A 20518-nucleotide genomic window follows, 5' to 3' on the forward strand; every position below is an offset into this window, starting at 1 on the left:
CCATATGGAAGCAGATCTTGTCCTTTACAACGGCGTTGTCTACGATATGGTAAGCCCTTCACCGGGAAAGGCTATTGCCATAAGGGCTGGGAAAGTGCTCAGGATAGGATCAAACCAGGAAATCCTTTCCCTGCTGGGCCCCGAAGGTTTAGCTATCGATCTCAAAGGCGCCACTGCCATTCCAGGCCTCGTGGATGGGCACTTTCACCTCCTTGGCTATGCCATGCGCCTCATCAGCCTGGACCTTTCAGGACTTGATTCCAAGGAGAAAGTGCTGGAAAAAGTAGCAGCCAAAGCCTTCTCAACGCCCCCGGGCCAATGGATAACCGGTGGAGGCTGGGATAGGAACCTCTGGCCTGACCCATCTTTTCCAACCTGCAAAGACCTGGATCGGGTTTCCCCTCATAATCCTGTGGCCCTTTACAGCAAGGACGGCCATACCATCTGGCTCAATTCCCTCGCCCTCAGGGAACTTGGGATAACTCCTTCAACGCCAGATCCCCCGGGCGGGGTAATTGAGCGAGATCCTCATGGTCAGCCCACTGGGATCCTCAAGGAAAAAGCTGTGAAGATGGTGCGACAGGCTATGGAAGCTCCCTCCTCCCCTCTCCTCCAGCAGGCAGTTGAGGAAGCTCTTGAGAGCCTGATCCGCAAAGGCCTGGTGGGACTCCACAATTGCGAAGATGAAAGAGCCTTGGCCCTGCTTCAGGAAATGAAGAATCAGGGCAAGCTCAAAATGCGCATCCTCCACCACATCCCGGCCGAAAACTTAGAAGCAGCTGTGAAGTTAGGGATAAAAAGCGGCTTCGGAGACGATTACCTCCGTATCGGAGGGGTCAAGATCTTCGCCGACGGCTCCCTCGGCTCTCGGACGGCCGCTATGCTTGAGCCCTATCTTGAAGAACCAGAAAATCTTGGCATCTTAATCCTGACCAGGGAAGAACTTGAGGCACTCGTTTTGAAAGCGGGAGAAGCCGGTCTTTCGGTGGCTATCCATGCCATAGGCGATAGAGCTAACCGGGTTGTTCTGGATGTGCTGGAGAAAGCCCCGCGCCTTCGCCACCGCATTGAACACGTCCAGCTCCTTGCCCCTGAAGATATGCCGCGCCTGGCAAAGCTGGGAATTGTTGCCTCCATGCAACCTATCCACGCCACTTCAGATATGGAGATGGCCGAGCGGTACTGGGGTAAGGAGCGGTGCCGCTGGGCCTATGCCTGGCGAAGCCTGCTTGAAGAGGGCACAATTCTGGCTTTCGGCTCCGATTGCCCCGTGGAACCTCCTGACCCATTACTGGGCATTCATGCAGCCGTAACCAGACGCCGTCTTGACGGCTCGCCAGGGCCTGAAGGATGGTTTCCGGAGCAGCGGTTAAAAGTTGAAGAAGCAGTGAGAGCCTATACCTGGGGCAATGCCTTCGCCGCCGGAGAGGAGAAAAAGCGCGGAACCCTCGCCCCTAACATGTTAGCCGACATCTCCATCCTCTCGGAAGATATATTCCGGATACCCCCTGAAAAAATCCCTGCGACCGAGGTGCTGGGGACCGTGATCGGAGGAGAGATCGCTTTCATCCACGCCTCCATATCGCCCTGAGTCTCAGGATAGAACCCTCCAGGCCCATGGGAACAAGGGAAAGGGTGCTGTTTCCGATGCTGAAGTCTCATTTCAAAAAGCGAATGCCCGGATGCAGGCGTCGGGGAGCTCACAATCACCTGCTCCTGGCCACGAGGGGGCCGAAGAGCGTAAGTCCAAAGGGCGGGAGCGTAGCTTGACAAAAGGGGTTACCTGTGCTAATATTCCCCCGAAATTTGGGCTAAATTCCTTTAAAACTGAAAAGATCCGGGCGCTCTTATCAAGAGGGGTGGAGGGACCGGCCCTGTGAAGCCCCGGCAACCAGAACCGGTAAAAGCCGGTTCCAGGTGCCAATTCCGGCAGTATGCCCTCCAGGCATTACTGGGAGATAAGAGTGGAATCCGGCAGGATTTCCCTCCCAGTGGAGGGAATTTTGTTCCTTTGGGCGCCCAAAAACAGGGTGCCTTTAATTTTTATCCATGGGTGGAGGGGAAATTGCGCACCATTGAATGGCACGAAGGCACTGTCAAACTGATAGACCAGAGGCAATTGCCTCACCGCCTGGTGGTGGAAGAATGCCAAGACCACCATCAGCTCGCCGTGGCGATAAAAGAAATGCACATCCGCGGAGCACCCGCCATAGGAGTGGCTGCCGCTTTCGGCCTGGCCTTGGTGGCCTTTCACTCCAACGCTTCTTCCTCCGAAGAACTTCTCCAGGAGCTGGAAGAAGCCGCCGTCGTCCTACGCAACACCCGCCCAACTGCAGTTAATCTGTTTTGGGCACTGGAAAGGGTGATGGCAAAAGCTCGCTCCCACCAGGGAGATGTGCCCTCCCTAAAAAACGCTGTGATCGCGGAAGCCCTGCTCATTGCCGAAGAGGACGTAGAAACTAACAAGAAAATGGGGGCATATGGAGCTACATTGATAAAAGACGGTTACAATATCCTCACTCACTGCAACACCGGAGCTCTGGCTACGGTGGATTACGGCACCGCCCTCGGAGTCATAAGAACTGCTTGGGAGCAAGGGAAACGCCTCCACGTCTGGGTAGACGAAACCCGCCCGCGCCTTCAAGGAGCTCGCCTCACAGCCTGGGAGCTCCAGCAACTTGGCATACCAGCCACCCTGATAGCCGACAATGTCGCTGGCCTGCTCATGAGACAGGGGAAGGTGGACATCGTCCTGGTGGGAGCAGACCGTATCGCCGCCAATGGCGATTTGGCTAACAAAATCGGAACCTACAACCTGGCAGTTTTGGCCCACTATCACGGGATCCCCTTCTACTCCGTGGCTCCCACCTCCACCATTGACCTTTCCATCCCTTCCGGAGAGCACATTCCCATTGAAGAAAGGGACTCAACGGAAGTCACCCACATAGAAAGCATCCCGGTAGCCCCGAAGGGCTTCCCGGTCTACAACCCAGCCTTCGATGTAACCCCTCATCGTTTCATCACGGGGATTGTAACAGAAAAGGGAATTGTCTATCCCCCCTTTGATTTAAACCTGCGCCGCATTATGGAGGAAAGCTGAATGGCTTTAAAAAAAGTGGGGAAAAGCACCTGGCTTCTTTCCGGTGGCTCCAACGTAGGCTTCGCAGTTGTGGAAGGGAAAGCCATTGTGGTAGATAGCGGCCTGGACAGAGACTCCGCCAGGCAGGTGGCAAGAGCGCTGGAAGGACTTGGAGCTAAAGCCTGTGCCCTCATCATAACCCACGCTCACGCTGACCATTTCGGAGGCGCAGCAGCTTTGAAGGAAAGGTTTGGAGTTAAAGTCTTTGCTCCTGAATTTGAAACAGCCGTAGTGGAAAACCCGATCCTTGAGCCCCTCTGGCTTTTCGGTGGGGCGTGGCCAGTAAAAGCTCTGCAGGGGAAATTCACCCTTGCCAGACCATGCCGGGTGGATGAACTTATAAACGAAAAAACTGTGAAACTGGAAGAACTTGAAATCAAAATCCAGCCCCTTCCTGGTCATTCCCCGGGGCAGATAGGCCTGATCTTTGAAGACACTTTTTTCTGCGCTGATTCCTTTTTTCCCCTGGAAACCCTGGCCAAACACGGCATCCCTTACTGTACCGATATGGATTCAGCCATCGCCACCCTTAAGAAATTTGAAGAAAGTTTCTGGTCCTGCGAATACTTCATCCCGGGCCACGGGGAGGCTCTTCAGAACCCGGCGCCTCTGGCCGAAGCCAACCGCAGGCGCCTTGAAGAAATAAGGGGAAAAGTGATGGACCTCCTCCGCTCCCCCAGCGACGAAACGGCTCTCATGCGAGGGGTAGCTCAAGCCCTGAACTTCGCTTACCGTGACCTTACCCATTACTACCTCTGCCGAACCACTATATACGCTGCTCTTACCTCTCTGGAGAAAGAAGGGGTGGTAGAGGCTTTTGTGGAAGGAAACAACCTTCTATGGCGAAGGGTTTAATGGGAGGCCTTTATGGATAGAAGAAAACTCTTATGGCAACTCACAACGGTAGGTAGCCTGCCCCATACCAGTGCCGGGGAAGCCTGGGCCATCATCCTGGAAAAAGTCCCTGTAGTCCCCAACTGGCCTCAACTGCCCCGCCGCAGCTTTTTGGAAAACATGTACGTCCAGTTCTCGGAAAAATTCCCGGGCTTGGTCCTGGACCTGGAAAACAGGCGAATTTATGTTGACAAAACCCGGGACCTGGAGCCTGAGCTGGAAGCCCTGTATATTGCCTACCTTGAGAACAAACTGGAACACGGCGCCATAAGTCCCGATTACGCTCAGGGCCTGGCCACTGCTCACCAGTACCTTTCGGGCCATCCGGTAGTAGCGGTAAAGGGTCAGGTTACAGGCCCTGTGAGCTGGGGGCTAAGCGTAGTGGATCAGGAGCGGCGTCCGATCCTTTACGACGAAGTCCTTGCAGAGGCGGTGGCCAAGCACCTGCGCTTGAAAGCTGCCTGGCAGGAGAAGGAGCTCAGGAAAATTTCCTCCAGCACCATAATCTTTGTGGATGAGCCTTACATGGCTGCCTTCGGTTCGGCCTTTGTCCCCCTGAGCCGCGAACAAGTTATATCCCTGGTGGAAGAAGTCCTTTCGGGGATAAAGGGCCTCAAAGGTGTTCACTGCTGCGCCAATACCGATTGGTCCATCCTTCTGGAGACCTCTATTGATATCCTCAACTTTGACGCCTACGGGTACGCAGAAAACCTGGCCCTCTATCCGGAAGAGGTAAAGCGGTTCCTGGAACGAGGGGGGATAATCGCCTGGGGGATTGTCCCCGCTGGCGAGGAAATAAACCGCGAAACTCCCGAGAGCCTGGTGGCCAAGCTGGAGCAAGCGATGTCCCTCTTGATAAAGAAAGGCATCCCCCAGGAGATGCTCATCAACGCCTCCATGATAACCCCTTCCTGCGGGACGGGCTCCTTGAGCCTTGAAACTGCCGGGAAAGTCATCGGGATGGCTGCGGAGGTGGCCAGGAGGCTTCAGGATAAATACCTTAAGGAGGTGCAAAAATGAGAAATATCCTGATAGAAGCCCTTAAATCAGTCCCAGTGGAAGAGCAACAGGTGGAACTCGTGGAACGCAAAGGAACAGGACATCCCGATTCCATCTGCGATGCCATAATGGAGGAAGTTTCAGTAGCATTGTGTAAAGCCTACACTGAAACCTTCGGGAAAATCCTTCACCACAACATAGATAAGGGCTTTCTGGTGGCCGGAATCACCGAGCCCAAGCTCGGCGGAGGCAGGGTAATAGAGCCAATGAAGCTCATCTTCGGTGATAGGGCCATCTACGAATTTCAGGGGAAGAAAGTCCCTGTGGGGGAAATAGCCATTGAGACGGCCAAAAATTGGATCCGCAGGAACCTGCGCTTTGTGGATCCTGAAAAGCATGTAGTTTACCAGAATGAAATAAAGCCCGGCTCTCCAGAACTGGTGGACATCTTTGCCCGGGAAGTGATTGGCGCCAACGATACCTCTGCTGCCGTTGGTTATGCTCCCCTGACCCAGACCGAACGCATTGTTTACGAAGTGGAGCGGTTCCTTAACTCCCCTGAATTCAAAGCCCGCTTCCCTGAATCCGGAGAGGACATAAAAGTTATGGGCTACCGTTACAACCGCCATCTCACCCTGACTATCGCCATGGCTTTCGTAGACCGCTTCGTGGAAAGCGAAGCCCAGTATTTTGCCCGCAAGGAAGAGATAAGGGAAGCTGTAAAGGCCTTTGTAGAAAGCAGAAACCTCAATTTTGACCACATCATCATTGACCTCAACACCCTTGATGTCCCGGGGCGAGGCGAAGCCGGAATGTATCTGACAGTCCTGGGCACCAGCGCAGAAGGAGGCGATTGCGGCCAGGTAGGGCGCGGAAACAAAGTGAACGGAGTCATCGCCCTGAACCGGCCCATGAGCACTGAAGCTGCTGCTGGTAAAAACCCCGTAAGCCATGTGGGCAAAATCTACAATCTCCTAACCCACCGCATTGCCGACCAGCTTTACCATCGAGTAGAGGGGATAAGAGAGGTGTATGTATGGCTTTGTTCACAGATAGGGCGGCCCATAGATCAGCCTCTTATCGCCTCAGCCCAGCTTATCCTCAAGCCTGGAGTAGAGCTTGAGGCCATAAGAGGAGAAGTTGTTGCTATAATAGAGGAGGAACTGGCTAACATCTATAACTTTACGGCTGCCCTTTCCCGGGGAGAGTATCCAGTCTGGTAAAAGAAGGGGTAAAGGATTGAAGGCAAGATGCTGATCCTGGGGATTGAAACTTCTTGCGACGAAACTTCGGCTGCGGTGGTGAGAGATGGCCGCTTCATCCTCTCCAACGTGGTGGCCTCCCAGATTGAAATCCACCGCCGCTACGGTGGAGTCTTCCCTGAAATAGCCTCCCGCCAGCACATCCTCTCCATAGTCCCGGTGATAGAAGAAGCCCTCAAGAAAGCTCAGGTTACATGGGAAGACCTCAACGGCGTAGCGGTCACTTACGGGCCAGGACTGGCAGGTTCTCTCCTTGTGGGAGTGAACGTGGCCAAGGCCATTGCGTGGGCCAGGGGCCTTCCCCTCATCGGAATAAACCACATTGAGGCTCACATTTATGCCAACTGGCTCACAGATGAACCGCCTTCTGAATTTCCACTGCTGTGCCTGGTAGTTTCGGGAGGCCACACCTCCCTTTTCATCATGAAAGACCATGGAGAATATCAAGAGCTGGGCCACACCCTGGACGATGCGGCTGGAGAAGCTTTTGATAAAATAGCCAGACTGCTGGGCCTTGGCTTTCCTGGAGGCCCAGCGATAGAGCGGGAAGCAAAGCGTGGGAACCCCGAGGCCTTCAAGTTCCCGAGAGCCTGGCTTAAAGGGACATACAATTTCAGCTTCAGCGGCCTCAAAACCGCCGTCCTGAGAGAAATCCAGCGCTACGGAGAAGACATATCTCTAAAGCCGGAGGTTAAAATTCCAGCTCACATACCTGTTGCAGACCTCGCAGCCTCTTTCCAGGAAGCAGTGGTGGAAGTTCTGGTGGAAAAAACACGCCAGGCGGCTATGAACTACAAAGTCAAAGAAGTCCTTCTGGCAGGAGGGGTGGCAGCCAACTCTCTTCTGCGGGAAAAGATGAAAGCCTTAGTCCCCGTCCCGGTCCGCTGGCCACCTCCGGAGCTCTGCACCGACAACGCCGCTATGGTGGCTGCGGCAGGTTACTTTAACCTTATAAAAGGGCTGAGAAGCAGTTGGGACCTTGATGTGATCCCAAACCTGAGGCTCGGAACGAGGAGGTAGCCAATGATAAAAGAGTACCTTTTTCCCCGCAGTGTAGAAGAAGCCCTGGAGCTTCTGGAGCGCTACGGCGGAGAAGCACGCATAATCGCCGGGGGGACAGACCTGGTCCTCCAGCTCAAAAGGGGCGAAGTAAGCGCTGGAGTTCTTGTGGATATAACCCGTATCCCCGAAATCAGAGGCATAAGGGAAGAAGACGGTTACATCTGGATTGGTGCAACAACCACTCACCAGGAAGTGGCGGAATCTCCCCTTATCCAGGCCAGGGCCAGCCTCTTAGCCAGGGCTTGCCGGAGCATTGGTTCCCTTCAGATCCGAAATGTGGGGACCATCGGAGGCAACCTCGTTAACGCTATGCCCGCAGCCGATTCCGTCATAGCCCTTTTGGCCTTGGACGCAGAGGTGGAAATAGCCTCTAAGGACGGCACCCGCTGGGTACCAATAACCGAATTCCACAGAAACGTAGGGGAATGCTGTATAAATCCGTGCATTGAGCTGGTCAAAGGGGTGCGATTTCGCCCGCTGGGAGAAAATGAAGGCTCGTCTTTCCAGAGGCTTGCCCGCCGTCGTGCTCTGATACTTCCAATCCTTAACGTCGGAGTGGTAGCGGGCTGGGACGAAGGCCGATTTTCCAGAGTTGCCATCGCCATAGGGCCTGTGGCCCCGGTTCCCTTCAGAGCCCGGAAAGCTGAAGAGTTCCTCAAAGGTTCTCCAATATCGCTGGAAAATATAGAAGAAGCCGCTCGCCTGGCCCAGGAAGAGGCTCAACCCCGTTCCAGCCTCCTGCGAGGCTCAGCTGAATACCGCAAAGACATGGTTAAAGTTCTTGTGCGCCGCGCCCTCGTGGAAGCCGTCCACCTTTAGGAAACACTACCCCTGTAACTTTTTCACCCTTTCAACCACTCCTCTTTCCTCGCACCGCATCCTGGCCCATTATAAGCAGGGAGACAACGCCTAAAACAGCAGCCACATGAAGGTACATCCCATGGACGTAAAGATTGTCAAAGAAATTGTGGACCGTCAGGTGGATGAAACTGCCGATGGCGCCAACCATAAGAGCCCTCTTCCACCCGGCAATCCACCTGAGGGCTCGCAGGGTTTGAACAAAGACCCATCCCCAAAAGAATAGGTAAGCCAGTAACCCGATAAATCCGGTCTCAGCGGCGATGTTCAAGTAGTAATTATGAGCATGGCCTAAGGGTTCAGGCCAGCGTGGTAAAGCATAGGCGTGATAAACTGGCTCGTAGTTTCCTATTCCCACCCCAAACCAGAAATGGTCCCCCCACATCCTAAGGGCAGCATCCCAGTGGGCAAGCCTTTCTATGATGGCATAGTTTTCATCGGTTATCTCGGCAGTCCTCAAATCCTCCAGGCCGGGTGAAATGGACAAATCCCGGAACCTCGCCAAAAACGGCTCCAGTGGAGGCCTTATAAGCAAAGCCAGAATCAGGAACAATAGACCCAAACCGATGGAGACCCTCTTATCCATAAGCGCCGCTAAAACCGCCAGAGCCGCCATTGCCCCCAGCCATGCCCCCCTTGACCAGCTCATAATCAGAGCCATTCCTGTCACCCCCGCCACAGCAAGACAGGCCGATCCCAGACTCAAGCGCAGCCGCCAGGAAATTCCCCTATCAAGAATCAGACCCAGGCCTGCCGCCAGAGCCAGAGGCATAACAAGACCCATGTATCCACCGAAGGGGTTAGGCTGCATGAAATGCCCATAAGCCCGAACGAATTTCCCCATTACCACAAAGTGCTCGGGACCAGAGCGGGTCAAAAACTGATAAACCCCGAAGGAGCCTTCCACAAAACCTGCCAGAAGAAGCCCTCCGACGATCCAGGGAATACCTTTCTCTTCAATGGCTGTGGAAATAATGAGGTAGACCATAAGGACTTCACCCCATTTGAGGAGCTCTTTCAGAGAGTATTCGAGAGAAGTGGCTTGGAGAACGGAAACGGCCATTACCCCGTAGAGGATAAGGGCTGGTAGAAAGAAGGGGCCAAAGCCACGCCAGTTTTCCCTCAATACCGATTTTCTCGCCAGCCATACCCCTGCTGCCAGCGCTACCGTTAATTCAGTTAGCCCAACCCGGGCCGGGCCTATGGAAATTTCCCGGATAGAGCCCAGGGGTATGCTCAGAGCTAAAAGAGGGAAAACTGCCACCGGATGTAAAAGCACGATTATGCTTACCGTTGTCGCTCCCAGCAGAGCTGCGGACCACTTTACAGGCAAAAACAAAATAACCAGCCCTGTCGCCAGGGCCAGAAACGTTTCTCTAAGCCTCACGAAAGCTTCCTCTTACAATTGCATCAGTCATTCTGGCGACCCGAACCATCGCTTTTACATCGTGCACCCTCACTATATCTGCTCCGGCAGCTATACCGAGGGCTACCGTAGCTGCGGTCCCCTCCAACCTTTCGCTCGGAGGAAGATTGAGGACATATCCTATCACCGATTTTCTGGAAGTCCCCAGAAGGATGGGCCTCCCCAAAACTTTGAGCTCCCCAAGACGCTGGAGGATTTCCAGATTCTGCTCCACCGTCTTTCCGAAGCCTATACCCGGGTCCACTATAATCTTGTCAAAATCCACACCAGCTTCAAGGGCAAGGTTTATGCTGTACTCAAGTTCCTGGATGATATCTGCCATAAGATCGCGGTACTCTATCCCTACATAACGGCCCCCGAGACGTTCCTCTTGAACAGCATTTTTCGGCTGAGAGCGGTTGTGCATTATCACAACCGGGACCCTGTATTTAGCCACAACCCTGGCCATATCGGGGTCCATCCTCAACCCCCACACATCATTAACCATGCTGGCCCCAGCTTCAAGGGCTTCCTGTGCTACTCTGGCTTTGTAAGTATCAATAGAAATGGGCACATCTACCTCCCTGACCAGCCGCTTGAGAACCGGCATGACCCGATTTAACTCTTCTTCCTCTGAAATGGGCTGAGAACCGGGTCGGGTTGACTCCCCTCCTATGTCTAAGATATCGGCTCCCTCCTCTACAAAACGGAGAGCCTGCTCTACGGCCTTTTCCACGTCTCCGGCAAGGCCATCTCCGGAGAAAGAATCGGGCGTAACGTTAATTATTCCCATAACGTAGGTGCGCTCGCCCCATACAAAACTTTTACCCCCGATCTCCATCGGCTTTAAGCTTCCCCCGTGGTAATTCTTCAGGGCTCCTTCTATTTCTTCAGCGATGGCTCTTATGGTATCATCGGGGAACTGGCGTAGGAAGGAAACCAGAGCCTCCAGCTGAGCCACCGTTCCCATCAGAATGACATCGGTGGGGGCAGCAGCTCCGAAATACACCGCCGCCGATATAGCCCCTTCCCCTCCGAGCCTGAGCATTTCCTGCTTGAGGATGTGAGCAATATCGTAATTGACGTTTTCCAGCTTCACAGCCCTGAAGAAACCTTTGGGAAGCATAAGCTGAAGGCCTTCCTGGTCCACTCCTATTTTTTCCAGCTCTTTTCTGAGGCCATCGGGGGTAAAATACTGCAGAATCCGGGCATTAAATTTTCGCATCTTTCACCTCCTTGCGGAGTGTGGCCTAATTATACCAAAAATCTCAGGGCACCTTCAAGTGTTTTTTAAATTAAAAACCTCAGCAAGGGGGAAGAGATGAAATTTGCGGTAGTAGCCAGAGACAAGCAACCTGTTAGAGATGCGCTGGCTGAGAAAATTGTGGCCATTTTGCAATCAAAGGGGCATATACTTTCCCATGAGGACGACCCAGAGGTCGGATTAATCCTTAATCTGACGGATGCTAATGAGCCCCGGCCCTATCGTCGTAAATCAAAAGGGGTGTTCGTGGCAAGCCTGGCCACGGTGGAAGAACTTCCGGAGAATGCCCACCGGGCCGCTTACACCGTGCTGGTCCGGAGCCTTTCCAACCTCGTGCTTTACGCTCACGTCAGGGGCGAAAACACCGATATCTACTTTACAACCCTGGAAGCCGGGTTCTACAAAGTCCCTTGGGACCCCGAAGAGGTTTACAGCCACTTAATGCCTCTGGCCTGCTCCGTCCTGGTGATAGAGAACGAAATTATCCCTGACTTGCCTCCCGCTTACTGGAACGGCACCCCTGTGACGGAAAAGCTCATTCATTACGGGCGAGAGATGGACAGAATGGGCATCCTGCCAGCCCCCTTCCCGATCCACGAACTCCTATCAGAGCGGGATCTGCGGCACGTCTACCTCCTCTACGGCATAACGGGCTTAAGCTATGGCAACTTGAGCGCTCGCGAGGACATCCCGGAACTTGGAGGAACTACTTTCTGGATGACAGCCAGGGGGGTTAACAAGGCAAAGCTCTCCAGAATCGGGAAAGATATTGTCCTGATAAAAGGCTTTAACCCCGAAAAGAACACCATATTAGTAAGCGTTCCACCAGATCATGACCCCACGGTTCGGGCCTCGGTTGATGCCATTGAGCATTACCTCATCTATTCAACTTTTCCTGAAGTGAGAGCCATTGTCCACGCTCATGCCTGGATGGAGGGAGTGGTCCCCACCCGTCAGAACTACCCCTGCGGGACAAGGGAACTGGCCCAGGAAGTGGTTAACGTCCTCAAACAAGCTCAAGACCCCTCCAGAGCCATAGTGGGGCTAAAGAACCACGGTCTGACCATAACCGGACGAAGCCTGGACGAAATCTTTGAACGCATAAGAGGTAAACTCATAACCCAAGTTCCCATGATGCCCTGACAGAACCTCTCAAACGCAGGCAAGCTATTCTCATGCGCCTGAAGCTACTTTTGCTTGAAACTCCAAATCAGTGTTTTAAGTTGTTGCTTTCTGCCCCTTTGATGTATAATATCGAGTGATAAGAAAAAGGGGCATTACCGTTATGGTGGTCCATAACAATACTGCGGCAAGGCCTATTAGCTGAGCATAAAGCTGATGGGGAAAGTCCGGGATAAAGCCTTGCAAAACCAGAAGCCCACTCACCCCCTGGCCAGAAACCCCCAAGTAGTTTCCTGGAATACCGTTCCAGCCTTCGCCATACCTGCCATCGGCCAGGAAAGCGGGAAGCAGAATTCCTACAATTCCTCCCAAACCGCTTGTGGCCATCACCCCCGAGGGGTCCCCAAACCTGAAAACTTCCTCCCAGAGGTAGACCACAAATGGAATGAGGAATCCTACCATGAGACCCGCGAGCCATCCAGCCCAGAAAGGGATAAAGAAGGAACAGGTCCCTCCGGCTATGAGACCCGCCACCCCTCCCCTAACGGCCATGAGAAAGTCCCCGGAACCGGTGACAAGGAAAGAATAAATGGAGGCTCCCAGGATTCCTCCCATCGTTGCCAGCAGAACGTTCACCATTCCCACGTTTACACAAATGGTAGGGTAAACAGAATACACAGGGTGACCGGCGAGAAAAGCTCCAGCCCCTATGACAGCCAGAACGAGGCCAGTGCCTGCCAGAAGAGGAAGATGAACGGGAGGCATGACAGGAACTGGAGCGGGCTTCTGGCGGAAGCCCAGGATAGCTGCTCCCAGGAAAGAGACAAAGGCCCCCATAAGGTGCGGGGAAGAGGCCCCCAGCACATCAATGAAACCATGGCCAAGCCCTACATTTTTCCCCAGGTGATAAAGCCACCCACCACCCCAAACCCAGTTCCCTACGACAGGGTGAAGGAAAAAGGCAATAATCAGTCCTATGAACAAAAGTATAAAGCGGTTAACCCTGCCCCAAAGGTTAGCCAGGGGGAGAAATACAGCCAGAGAAACGAGGGAGAGCCCATGGAGGAAGAGGGCGAAAGCTTCAGGAGAAAGCTCCTCACCCCTGAGAAAGAAACCGTAAAGGCCTATTGCTCCCCAGCCTGGCCCCCACCGCACATCCAAGGGAGACCATTCCCAGATAAGGCCATCGAGTCCCTTTATGTCCCTGTGGACGAGGCCTATGCCCCCGAATTCCAGGGCAAAGCCGCTTACAAAATAGCCAAGGGTCCCAAGGGCCAGGGAAAGGAAAAAGATGTAAACAATATCTTTAGCCTCTTGTGGTTTCCTCCCCCCTATGGCCACGAGGGCGAAACCCAGCGGGAGAAGCAGGCTCAAAAGGCTCAACATAGTGCAACCTCCTTTTGGAAATTTTGCCTGAGGAGAGAACCATGAAGTTTATAGCCGATAGCATGTTAGGCTCCCTTGCCAAATGGCTCCGCATCCTGGGCTACGATACCCTCTATTTCCCCCACCTGGACGACGATGAGCTGGCTTACCGGGCTATGGCGGAAGAGAGAGTGCTTCTCACCCGGGACCAGGAACTCGCCCGCAGGAGGGGGGTAAGGGCTCTCCTTATAAAAAGCTCCTCCCTGGAGGAACAGCTCCTTCAGGTGTTCAAAGAACTCGGACTTGAAACAAGAAATAGCTTCTCTCGCTGCCCAATATGCAATGAGCCCCTCAATCCAGTTAACAAAGAGAGCGTCCGTGAAAAGGTCCCTCTCTATGTATTTCAAACCCACGAACACTTCAGCGCATGCCCAACCTGCCACCGGATTTACTGGAGAGGCAGCCACTGGCAAAGGATGAAAGAATGTCTGGACAAACTCACACGAAGTTAAACTATATGGAGGAACCTCCATGTTTACCATCCTTCTATGCCTTGCGGTAGGATTCGGCGCTGGTGTCCTCAGCGGTCTCATAGGGATAGGAGGTGGAGTTATAACAATACCTGCCCTCGTTTACATGTTCAAAATGCCTCAACATTACGCTCAGGGTACTACCCTGGCCATGTTTGTCCTTCCCGCAGGAATTCTGGCAGCCTACACTTACTATCAGCAGGGCTTTGTGAATTTAAAATTCGCTTTCCTCCTGGCCCTGGGCTTCTTAGCTGGCGGTCCGCTTGGAGCCAGACTGGCCGTGCACCTCCCGGAAGAGGTTCTGAAGAGAGTCTTCGGATTTGCCTTGCTGCTCATAGCTTTGAAGATGATCTGGGGAAAGTAAAGTAAAGCGTTAGGGAAAAGCCGAGCACAAAAGCCAGAACCAGCTGACCCAGCTCCAAAGGCCCCAGTATCCTGGTGACATCCCCTCGGAAAAAACGAAGGGAGAAATCAAAGGGCAAATACCCGAAAGCATAAATCAGAAAAACGCTCCCGGTTTTACACGCCTTCAGGTAAATGGCCAGCAAAAAGGCGAAAATCAGGGCACTCCAGAAGGCCCCCGCAAGCTGAACCGGGAAGCGATAAGCTTTTACACCGTAAACATCGGGCAGGAAAAGGGCAGGAAAGCCTTTCCACTCTTTTCCATAGGCAAATCCAGCCGCATAGCATGCCCACCACCCAAAAGCCTGAGCCGGGGCAAGGGACAAAGAAGCAATGTCCAAAAGCTCTGCTAAATTCAACCTTTGAAGACGAGCAAAAAGGGCCAGGGCCAGAAGTCCTCCGGCCAGAGCAAAGGGAAAGGCAAGTCCCCCTCTCCAGAACTGCCAGGCCTCCCCAGGACTTTCCGAAAAATACTCCCAATTGATAACCACAAATCCCGCCCTTCCCAGCATAACTCCTCCAAACATGCTCCATATAAAGGCATCTAAAGCCTTTTCAATACCCCAGCGCCTTTTTCCAGACCAAATGAAAAAAGCTAAACTCACCAGAAACCCCAGTGCCATAAGCAGGGAGTAAGGCATAACAGGCCACTTCCATATCCAGAAAAGGGGCTTCACCAGTTACCTCCTTTCCAGACGGATAAAATCCACAGCTGCGGCCAGAGTGCGGGTGTCAGGATTGTATCCGAGCTTGATGTAAGCATCCTCTCCTTCTCTTTCCAGCCCAGAACCAGAAGGGCTTCCCTTGACCCCCACCAAGGCGTAGCCAGGACCTTTTGATGGCCCTCTGAGCCCGAAGGATTGAAGGACATCCAGGGCATTTGCAGGCCAAAGACCCTCACAAACCGCCCCCACCACAATGCTTCCTTGAGCTATTCTTTCCGCAAAGGAGAGAAAGCTTTCCTCATCTCCCGGCCCGAAAACCCCCATTGCCAGAATTTTCCCTTCCTTTTGATCTAAAACCGCAATGTTAAGCCCGGGCTTGTTGAGGGAAGCATTTTTCCCCCCCACAGTTATGAAAGCGAAACCTTTGCTGGAGTGGATTTCTAACTCAACGGGGGAATTCACTCCGGTTGAACCTATAGCGAACTCGGGGGGGAAGACCCTGCGGGGAGAAGCCAGGTGGGAAAATTGCAATTCAAGCCTGTTGAGCCGGGGGAGAAGAGATCCTTCCGGAACGGCAAAAGAAATCTCATTCCACCCTGGAGAAAGCCTCGCCTCGCCCAGAGCTACACCATTGAGGGAAACCCTGACAGTTTGTTCAGGGGAAGCGGGGTAAGTGAAAGGAGCGATCCTGAGGTTAAGGCCGTAAGAGGCCTTCTCCATCGGAGGCAAAAAGACCACAGCCCGCTCTGAAACAGCCCAGACGGCAGTCGTGCCTGCAATCTCCTCGTTCCTGTCCCACCCTTCCCCAAGGTAAGGCAGAGCTTCCTCCGTCCCAAAGTCTATCTTTAGAGAGGAAGCGAGCAGAGGAGCTTTTACTTTATACACCCTTACCCCATCGCCTTTCAGATAGAGCTCGGTTGGCAAAATCCTTTCCATAAGCTCCAGAGTCCTGGTGTAGGTATCAGAGTAAGGAGGTCTTCCAGGAGTGGGGGGTAAAACCACCAGGTAGCGTATATCGTAGAGGCGGGCGAGTTCCGGGGCCTGGGCTCTGGCTTTAGCCTCAAGCTCAGGAGGGACTTCCCTGTAGGTTTCGGCGGAAACGATGGCCTGGAAAAATGGCAAACGCAAGAAATACTCAAACTGGAAAGGAGGGTTACGGGAAATGTTCCCAGCCAGAAGCTTTTTGCCGTGGGCTGTCTGGTAATACTGAGCCTGGGTGCTTTCAGCTCCTGCCATCCCGAAACTGTTGCGCCACCCAAGGGGCAGCTGCAGAACGGTAAACTCTTCCTTTTCCTGCCCTATCACCAGAAGCGGCGCAGGGATTCTGGCATCGGTCAGGGGCATAGGTATAGCCAGATGCTCTACAATTATCAAGATGGCGAGCACCCCTCCAGCTGCTCTGGAAAACTCATGAGAAAAGCGATTCCTGAGAAGGCTCAGGAACTTCTGCCCTCCAAAGGCTATTAGAACGGAAAGGCAGAGGGTTAAGATAACACTGAAGCGGTTCGGAACACGGTTCGCTCGGAAAATGGGTATGTAATGAAGGAGGGCAAAGGGCATGGGTATGGTTATGGGGATGCCATCCATATCAAAAACGTAGCGCTTATTAATCTGGAGGACAGGGCCCAGGCAGAAAGAGGCAAACAGTAAACTTTCAGCAGCCCAGGCTCTGGCCATCCTGGTGGAAATCTTCAGTACAGCCATGGTGGCCAGGACCAGGGAAAAATAACCCAGGAAAACCGTGTTCACATCAGCGAAACGAGAGGTGCCCTCTATTACTGACCTGAGCTCCTTTTCCCACCCGGAGCCCAGCCCGGGGTGGAGGGCTGTAGGGGTGAAGAACCCCACAAGGTCAGTGGATAATTTCAGGGCATCTCCCCACCCTTTCAGTTCGTATTCTCCTTGAACGAATTCCCGAAGGACCGGTATCAGCACAGGCCAGTAAGTAAGCAACACCACCAGGGCCAGGAGAGCCATCCTTGGGAATAGCCCTGGGCGGTAGAGCTCCTTCCGACGCAGAAACAGGTAAAAGAGGGAGAAGATGAACAAAAAGGTGCCGAAAATCATCTCGCAGAGCATGGCCAAGGTGGCGAAGAGGCCAGCCATGAAGGAATTTTTTAGCCCTGGCTCCTCTACAGCGCGGATGAAAAAAAGGGCATAAAATGGAATCCACTGAGTGCTAACCATGTCGTAATGGCCGAGGGCCGCGTAAATATGCCGGTTGGAGGCAAAGGCATAAAACACCCCGGCCAAGATAGCTGCAGTCCGGGCGTACTCTTTAAGACCACAGCGGCGCAGAAGGTAGAGGGCCAGAAGGTAAGCTCCCCACCCACTTACAACCCAGGTAAAAATCAATACCAGATTGCTCGCTAAGGGCAGCGGCAGGAAGAAGGTCAGAGGAAGGGCCAGGGCGCAGTTGAAGAGATTGTAGGTGTAAAGGATCAGCTTTGTCCCTACCGGGAAGAAAATGTAATCGGTATGAAGCGGAGAGGTGCGAAATTCCAGAAGGGAACGTTTGAACCACCAGATGTTCCAGATAAAAGTGTATTCGTCAAACGCCCAGATATTGCTCCCTGGAACGTGAGTGGTCATGTGGAGAGGCAGAGGGTAGGTAAGGATGAGAGTTAGAACAAGCAAGAGCACGGGAACCAGTGCCTTCATCGTTTGTTTCTCCCTGAGCTTTTACAGACCTATAATACCATCAACCTTGTCGGGTGGCAAACGAAGCGGGGATGGAGCTAAACCCAAGGGCAATCTATCAATAGTTTGTGGTGCGGTCAATGAGACCGCGCTCGCGGGCCAGGAAATCACAAGCTTTGAAGGAAAGGAAAGCTGTTGCTCCAAAAAGGCCCGAAAGGCCCAGCATTATTCCCAAGAGTTCACCATTGCTGAAAGAGGCGAGGGTTGGAAAAGCCCTCACCCCTTCTCCGAGAAGAGACCGACGAATTAGCTCCAGCCAGTAAGTTATGGGCATGATGAACCCTAAGGGTCGAAGCCAGGCGGGTAAAACTTCTAAGGGGAAAACCGCTCCGCTGAAAAGGTACAGGGCTCCCGCCACTGCTTCGCCGATCAGGAAAAAATGATGGGCCACAAGGAGGCTTATATTAGCCAGGATAAGCCCCATGAAAGCTAGCATTATTATGCCCAATCCCCATGACAGGAAGAAAAGAGGCCAGTTTACTTGGGCGGGGTTAATGGGCAAATGCAGGAAAAGGACACCAGAAAGGAGGGTTACAAGAACAGCGAAGGACCCTATCAGGAAGCGGGCCACACCGCGCCCAAGCCAGTAAAAGGGAAGACGCACAGGAGCAACGTAGATATACTTTAGAGTGCGGTAGTGTTCCCGATCATCTATCACTGCCCAGGAAATTCCCACCATAACCGAACCTACGTAGATGTAAAAGGCGTTGCCCAAGTAAATGTAGGGGAAGATGGGCTCTCTGAATTGGCCACCGGTTATTACCCCATACATTACCACCAGGATAGCAGCGGAGGCCAGGGGCTTGATTATGGAGTAAATGGCGAAAAGCAGGGGATCTGTCCAGTTGGATTCTATCTGCCAGCCAAGCCACGTTGCTATAAAAAAGGAACGCCAAGCTGAAAGCAGTCGGGCCTTCATCGCTGGATCTCCAGCAATCTTCCTTCACGGATGGCTTTTTTCTCCATATAATCCAGCAACAGCCGGGCAGCTATAATGAAAATTACGCTCAAAAAAACGAGAGCTGCCACTTCTATGTAAACATTTAGAAAGCCCAAAGAGGCACCGGATGGAAAAAGAAGCTGGCGCATTGCATCAAGGCCGAGGGTGAGAGGCATCAGGGAAGCCACCACTGCTACCCAGAATCCTAAACTTTTAATGGGGAAGTAAAACCCGGATAGAAGGTAAATGGGCTCCTGGGCTAAGCTGGCCAGGTGCCAGGCCTCTCGTCCCCACAGGAGGAAAAGGGAAGCATTCATCATCCCAAGGCCGTACAAAGCTACAAGGGTTAGGAAAAAGACGACCAGAAGAAGGGGGAGGCTGGAGATAGAATAATGGACCTTGAACAGAAAGCTTCCTATGACAATTATCGTTCCGGCCCGGAGGGATGTAGCTAACATACCTCCCAAGGCCATCCCCAGGAGAATCGCCATCTTGGGGGCCGGAGCCATTATGAAGAGAGAGAGGTTGCCCGTTTCTTTTTCCCAGTAAAATTGGGTGGACATGCTCCAGAGGACATTGAGCCAGAAGGCAGTCATTGCTCCGCCCAGCACCACAAAGCCCACGTATTCTTCCGGTGCTCCGATAGCGCGGTAAATGAAAACATAAGCTGAAACTGCCAGCATTGGTAGGAAAACATCAAAGAAAAGCCAGGATTTTTCCCTCTGCTGACCTATAATCCTCGGATAGGCTCTGGCCACCACTGTTTTCAGGAAAAGCCTCCAACCTGTGGCTTTAGCTCTCACTTCCTTCCGCCTCTTTGAAGGGCCGGCCCACAAGTTCCACAAAAACATCCTCCAATGTGGGTTCCCGTTTGGTTAGACGGCGCACCTGAACGGAGTGTGCGGTCAATTTGTGGATTACCCCAGCTAAAGCTGAATCTTCCTCTAAAACTAAGTCCAGTTTTGCCCCACTATCAATTTCGCAGAATATGGCACGACGAACGCCAGGGATAGCTTCCAGTGCGTCGGAGGTCAAATCGTTTGGGTAAGTTATGTCCAATTCGAATAGGGCTTCATGGCGGAGGCGCTGCTTCAATGCCGCTGGAGAATCGCAGGCCACAACCCTGCCCTGATCAATTATAGCCACCCGGTCGCATAATTCCTCCGCCTCATGCATATAGTGGGTAGTCAGGAAAACAGTGCGGTTGGGATGTTCCTGCAGCCACTCCTTTATGAACTGCCGGATCTGCCGCGCGGCGTTTACATCAAGCCCGAGGGTTGGTTCATCCAAAAAGAGGATTTCAGGGTCCGTAAGAAAGCCCCGGACGAGGTTCATTTTCTGGCGCATTCCGGTAGAAAGCTGGGAGACCTTAACATGCATCCATTCAGCAAGACCTACATGCCGCAGGAGTTCCTCAATCCGGCGGTTGGCTTCGGATGTAGGCATCCCGTAGAACTGAGCGAACATCCAGAGATTCTCCTTCACCGTAAGCAGCCCGTAGCCCGAGGTTTCCCCTCCGGACACCATGTTGATTATTGGGCGTATCTTGTGGGGCTCCTGGACCACATCAAAGCCTGCGACTATTGCTTTTCCGGAACTTGGTGCCAGTAGAGTAGTGAGGATTTTTATCAAAGTAGTTTTTCCGGCGCCATTGGGGCCCAGGAGGCCGAAAAGCTCGCCCTTAGCTATTTCCAGGTTGACTTCTCTTAGGGCAATGACCTCTTTCCGGCGTTTCTGGCGCTTTTCCTGCACTGTGAAGATTCGCCACAGGTTTTCAGTTTTTATGGCCCAATCTTTGTGCATAGGCCCAACCTTGTCTGGAAATCGGAGAAATTATAGTATATCGCCCCCACCGCAGGCAAGCGTGCACCTCTTTATTGTGTGGTATAATGATAATAAGGAGGCGGGAAT

At 53.0% G+C, this 20518-nt stretch carries 18 protein-coding genes and 1 riboswitch; of the genes, 10 read left to right on the top strand and 8 right to left on the bottom strand.

All coding sequences use genetic code 11. The annotated features are described in order from the left end of the window. Positions 1 to 4: 4 nt before the first annotated feature. The 7 genes from NZ653_02510 to NZ653_02540 all read left to right on the top strand — a co-directional run bounded on the left by NZ653_02510 (position 5) and on the right by NZ653_02540 (position 8175). A complete protein-coding gene (locus NZ653_02510) occupies positions 5 to 1591 on the top strand; it encodes an amidohydrolase (protein ID MCS7286004.1) in 1587 nt (528 codons plus the stop codon). Positions 1592 to 1844: 253 nt separating this feature from the next. Continuing rightward, a riboswitch (SAM riboswitch) is annotated at positions 1845 to 1965 on the top strand. Positions 1966 to 2053: 88 nt separating this feature from the next. Then, positions 2054 to 3100, top strand: a complete 1047-nt coding sequence (gene mtnA / locus NZ653_02515) for an S-methyl-5-thioribose-1-phosphate isomerase (GenBank protein ID MCS7286005.1) — start codon at positions 2054 to 2056, stop codon at positions 3098 to 3100. Next, positions 3101 to 3994: an MBL fold metallo-hydrolase gene (locus tag NZ653_02520; GenBank protein MCS7286006.1), complete on the top strand. Its 894-nt coding sequence runs from the start codon at positions 3101 to 3103 to the stop codon at positions 3992 to 3994. 12 nt (positions 3995 to 4006) lie between these two features. After that, positions 4007 to 5053, top strand: a complete 1047-nt coding sequence (locus NZ653_02525) for a methionine synthase (protein ID MCS7286007.1) — start codon at positions 4007 to 4009, stop codon at positions 5051 to 5053. Beyond that, positions 5050 to 6255, top strand: coding sequence for a methionine adenosyltransferase (locus tag NZ653_02530; GenBank protein ID MCS7286008.1), 1206 nt, complete (start codon positions 5050 to 5052; stop codon positions 6253 to 6255). The genes NZ653_02525 and NZ653_02530 overlap by 4 nt, the downstream gene beginning before the upstream one ends. Before the next feature lie 27 nt (positions 6256 to 6282). After that, complete coding sequence (gene tsaD / locus NZ653_02535; protein ID MCS7286009.1) at positions 6283 to 7314, top strand: tRNA (adenosine(37)-N6)-threonylcarbamoyltransferase complex transferase subunit TsaD; 1032 nt, start codon at positions 6283 to 6285, stop codon at positions 7312 to 7314. 3 nt (positions 7315 to 7317) lie between these two features. Continuing rightward, the gene (locus tag NZ653_02540) at positions 7318 to 8175 is read left to right on the top strand and encodes a xanthine dehydrogenase family protein subunit M (protein MCS7286010.1); all 858 of its coding nucleotides are present in this window, start codon (positions 7318 to 7320) and stop codon (positions 8173 to 8175) included. Positions 8176 to 8206: 31 nt separating this feature from the next. Here NZ653_02540 and NZ653_02545 read toward each other — a convergent pair whose 3' ends face one another. Together NZ653_02545 and folP are read right to left on the bottom strand one after the other, a co-directional pair. Then, entirely contained in the window at positions 8207 to 9601 is a 1395-nt protein-coding gene (locus tag NZ653_02545) for an O-antigen ligase family protein (protein ID MCS7286011.1), read from the bottom strand. Then, the gene (folP, locus tag NZ653_02550) at positions 9591 to 10844 is read right to left on the bottom strand and encodes a dihydropteroate synthase (GenBank protein MCS7286012.1); all 1254 of its coding nucleotides are present in this window, start codon (positions 10842 to 10844) and stop codon (positions 9591 to 9593) included. The genes NZ653_02545 and folP overlap by 11 nt, the downstream gene beginning before the upstream one ends. 96 nt (positions 10845 to 10940) lie before the next feature. Here folP and NZ653_02555 point away from each other — a divergent pair, with 96 nt between their 5' ends. Further along, positions 10941 to 12026, top strand: coding sequence for a class II aldolase/adducin family protein (locus tag NZ653_02555; GenBank protein MCS7286013.1), 1086 nt, complete (start codon positions 10941 to 10943; stop codon positions 12024 to 12026). Positions 12027 to 12101: 75 nt separating this feature from the next. On the opposite strand, the gene NZ653_02560 is transcribed toward NZ653_02555, so the two are convergent. Further along, entirely contained in the window at positions 12102 to 13391 is a 1290-nt protein-coding gene (locus tag NZ653_02560; GenBank protein MCS7286014.1) for an ammonium transporter, read from the bottom strand. A 41-nt stretch (positions 13392 to 13432) separates the two neighbouring features. Here NZ653_02560 and NZ653_02565 point away from each other — a divergent pair, with 41 nt between their 5' ends. Continuing rightward, complete coding sequence (locus NZ653_02565) at positions 13433 to 13882, top strand: Mut7-C RNAse domain-containing protein (GenBank protein ID MCS7286015.1); 450 nt, start codon at positions 13433 to 13435, stop codon at positions 13880 to 13882. Positions 13883 to 13901: 19 nt separating this feature from the next. Beyond that, positions 13902 to 14264, top strand: a complete 363-nt coding sequence (locus NZ653_02570) for a sulfite exporter TauE/SafE family protein (GenBank protein MCS7286016.1) — start codon at positions 13902 to 13904, stop codon at positions 14262 to 14264. On the opposite strand, the gene NZ653_02575 is transcribed toward NZ653_02570, so the two are convergent. The 5 genes from NZ653_02575 to NZ653_02595 form a co-directional block, all read right to left on the bottom strand. Next, the gene (locus NZ653_02575) at positions 14233 to 14979 is read right to left on the bottom strand and encodes a prolipoprotein diacylglyceryl transferase (protein MCS7286017.1); all 747 of its coding nucleotides are present in this window, start codon (positions 14977 to 14979) and stop codon (positions 14233 to 14235) included. The genes NZ653_02570 and NZ653_02575 overlap by 32 nt on opposite strands. A gap of 3 nt (positions 14980 to 14982) precedes the next feature. Further along, a complete protein-coding gene (locus tag NZ653_02580) occupies positions 14983 to 17628 on the bottom strand; it encodes a hypothetical protein (protein MCS7286018.1) in 2646 nt (881 codons plus the stop codon). 97 nt (positions 17629 to 17725) lie between these two features. Then, the gene (locus NZ653_02585) at positions 17726 to 18586 is read right to left on the bottom strand and encodes an ABC transporter permease (protein MCS7286019.1); all 861 of its coding nucleotides are present in this window, start codon (positions 18584 to 18586) and stop codon (positions 17726 to 17728) included. After that, positions 18583 to 19410, bottom strand: a complete 828-nt coding sequence (locus NZ653_02590; protein ID MCS7286020.1) for an ABC transporter permease — start codon at positions 19408 to 19410, stop codon at positions 18583 to 18585. The genes NZ653_02585 and NZ653_02590 overlap by 4 nt, the downstream gene beginning before the upstream one ends. Next, entirely contained in the window at positions 19400 to 20410 is a 1011-nt protein-coding gene (locus tag NZ653_02595; protein MCS7286021.1) for an ABC transporter ATP-binding protein, read from the bottom strand. Before NZ653_02595 ends, NZ653_02590 begins: the two co-directional genes overlap by 11 nt. Positions 20411 to 20518 lie beyond the last annotated feature (108 nt).

The organism is Anaerolineae bacterium, from assembly GCA_025062375.1.
Classification (GTDB): domain Bacteria; phylum Chloroflexota; class Anaerolineae; order SpSt-600; family SpSt-600; genus SpSt-600.

Excerpts from the sequence above, each read along its gene's own strand:
- NZ653_02530 (MCS7286008.1), top strand. The coding sequence starts at position 5,050 with ATGAGAAATATCCTGATAGAAGCCCTTAAATCAGTCCCAGTGGAAGAG.
- NZ653_02510 (MCS7286004.1), top strand. The coding sequence starts at position 5 with ATGGAAGCAGATCTTGTCCTTTACAACGGCGTTGTCTACGATATGGTA.
- NZ653_02570 (MCS7286016.1), top strand. The coding sequence starts at position 13,902 with ATGTTTACCATCCTTCTATGCCTTGCGGTAGGATTCGGCGCTGGTGTC.
- NZ653_02585 (MCS7286019.1), bottom strand. The coding sequence starts at position 18,586 with ATGAAGGCCCGACTGCTTTCAGCTTGGCGTTCCTTTTTTATAGCAACG.
- NZ653_02595 (MCS7286021.1), bottom strand. The coding sequence starts at position 20,410 with ATGCACAAAGATTGGGCCATAAAAACTGAAAACCTGTGGCGAATCTTC.
- NZ653_02540 (MCS7286010.1), top strand. The coding sequence starts at position 7,318 with ATGATAAAAGAGTACCTTTTTCCCCGCAGTGTAGAAGAAGCCCTGGAG.
- NZ653_02565 (MCS7286015.1), top strand. The coding sequence starts at position 13,433 with ATGAAGTTTATAGCCGATAGCATGTTAGGCTCCCTTGCCAAATGGCTC.
- NZ653_02580 (MCS7286018.1), bottom strand. The coding sequence starts at position 17,628 with ATGAAGGCACTGGTTCCCGTGCTCTTGCTTGTTCTAACTCTCATCCTT.
- NZ653_02555 (MCS7286013.1), top strand. The coding sequence starts at position 10,941 with ATGAAATTTGCGGTAGTAGCCAGAGACAAGCAACCTGTTAGAGATGCG.
- tsaD (MCS7286009.1), top strand. The coding sequence starts at position 6,283 with ATGCTGATCCTGGGGATTGAAACTTCTTGCGACGAAACTTCGGCTGCG.
- NZ653_02560 (MCS7286014.1), bottom strand. The coding sequence starts at position 13,391 with ATGTTGAGCCTTTTGAGCCTGCTTCTCCCGCTGGGTTTCGCCCTCGTG.
- NZ653_02525 (MCS7286007.1), top strand. The coding sequence starts at position 4,007 with ATGGATAGAAGAAAACTCTTATGGCAACTCACAACGGTAGGTAGCCTG.
- NZ653_02520 (MCS7286006.1), top strand. The coding sequence starts at position 3,101 with ATGGCTTTAAAAAAAGTGGGGAAAAGCACCTGGCTTCTTTCCGGTGGC.
- folP (MCS7286012.1), bottom strand. The coding sequence starts at position 10,844 with ATGCGAAAATTTAATGCCCGGATTCTGCAGTATTTTACCCCCGATGGC.